This is a genomic window from Elstera litoralis (assembly GCF_000963705.1).
GTDB lineage: Bacteria > Pseudomonadota > Alphaproteobacteria > Elsterales > Elsteraceae > Elstera > Elstera litoralis.
On record NZ_LAJY01000893.1, the window covers coordinates 1 to 1,417 of the forward strand.

The 1,417-nt window shown below is 51.4% G+C and carries 2 protein-coding genes; both read left to right on the plus strand.

The features are described 5' to 3' along the window. The first annotated feature begins 374 nt into the window (after positions 1 to 374). The gene (locus VZ95_RS20585) at positions 375 to 809 is read left to right on the plus strand and encodes a hypothetical protein (protein ID WP_156995493.1); all 435 of its coding nucleotides are present in this window, start codon (positions 375 to 377) and stop codon (positions 807 to 809) included. Positions 810 to 859: 50 nt separating this feature from the next. Further along, complete coding sequence (locus VZ95_RS20590; protein ID WP_045777526.1) at positions 860 to 1,336, plus strand: DUF2059 domain-containing protein; 477 nt, start codon at positions 860 to 862, stop codon at positions 1,334 to 1,336. The last annotated feature ends 81 nt before the right edge of the window (positions 1,337 to 1,417 follow it).

The window sequence follows — 1,417 nt, forward strand, 5'->3', positions numbered from 1 at the left end:
GGCTGACGAAGGCAATGGTCGCCCTCGACTGTGGCCGAGGTTTCGGCGGTTCGGCGTATGGCTGAGATCGTTGGGCCGCAGGTGAAAGAACGGATTGCGGCTAATCCCGCCATTTGAAGCAGAGGGCATAAAGATATGCCGCGTGAATATCGAAACGGTTGCTCTGGTGATCGGGGAAACGTGATGAAACGGGCCGTTGTAGTTTTTTGGCATTTGGGCTTCTGGGTGGTTGCGCGACGCCCCAGACCAAGACACCTCCGTCCGTGTTGGCATCAATAGCCTCGGAGTCTTCATCTGGGATCGGACAAGCAGACCGGCCGCAGCGTGTGGCTTATGCCTTAAAGTCGATTAGTTTCATTATGTCTGAGTCTCAGATGATGCAAAAATTGAACGACGGAATAAGAATTCCACCTCCCAACTATTTTGACCAGTTTCCGGTCGAGAAACGCGCGCGTGCCGCAGAACTATGGTCTCAAGAACTTGTTCCTGAGATCCTAGGGCGCTTCCCGGAAATGAAAGAGATTCTCGCGGGTGTGCTTGCGGATGTTCTTACAACGGACGAGTTAAGACGGCTCGCCGAGGTCGGGGATCAGCCAGGGGCGGTTCGTCTTCAAACGAAGCAGCCTCTCACCGACCAAGACGTTCAGGACTTTGGACGTTTGGGCCTCGTAGCGCTGGCTAAGCGACTCGAAGAAACAAAAGAGACGATGAATGAACTGATGCGGGTCCGTTCTGAGCGATGGGCGATAAGTATCGTCGGTGATCTCATGCGAAGAAAGCCAGACTTGTTTTCTGGTATCTATCGTTAAGCTGGTTTTTGAGAATAATTTCTATTTATCTTTCGTAAGAGAGAACCGAGATGCGTAATGTTTCTATTAATATAATCTTTACTATGATCCTTCTGCTTTCGCCGAACGGGTGGGCGCAGCAATCGGCGGATTACCAAGAACGTCGCGCGCTCGTGAATGAGTTGATCGAGCTTGAGGGATCGCGGCCTAACTTGGAACCGATAATTGATCAGATGCTCCAGCAGATGCGGGCTGCGATTTTGGCGAAGTCGCCACAGCGTGAGGCGGAAATCGACTCGCTAATCGCGAGTAAATTGAGGCCAACGATGATGAATTCCCTTCCGGCATTTTATGCTGAAGTAGATCGAATTCATGCAGAAGTTTATACGCTAGAAGATTTGAGAGCGAGCATTGCGTTTCTTCGCACGGACGCCGGCAAGATTTTCATCGACCGGCAACGCCGGGTCTCGGCGAAAATGCAGGAGGCGGCAGGAGTTTGGTCTCATAACTTCATGGGTAATCTTCTGAAATCGCTAGAGCAAAAATAGCAAGATTTACGGCAAGAACGCGCTGCGCCGCCGCAGAACAGGCAAGGAAAGGGTAAAGGACATGACGAACAACCAAACCAC

Bases quoted from the DNA above. Each gene is read 5' to 3' on its own strand.
- VZ95_RS20585 (WP_156995493.1), top strand. From the start codon at position 375: ATGATGCAAAAATTGAACGACGGAATAAGAATTCCACCTCCCAACTAT.
- VZ95_RS20590 (WP_045777526.1), top strand. From the start codon at position 860: ATGCGTAATGTTTCTATTAATATAATCTTTACTATGATCCTTCTGCTT.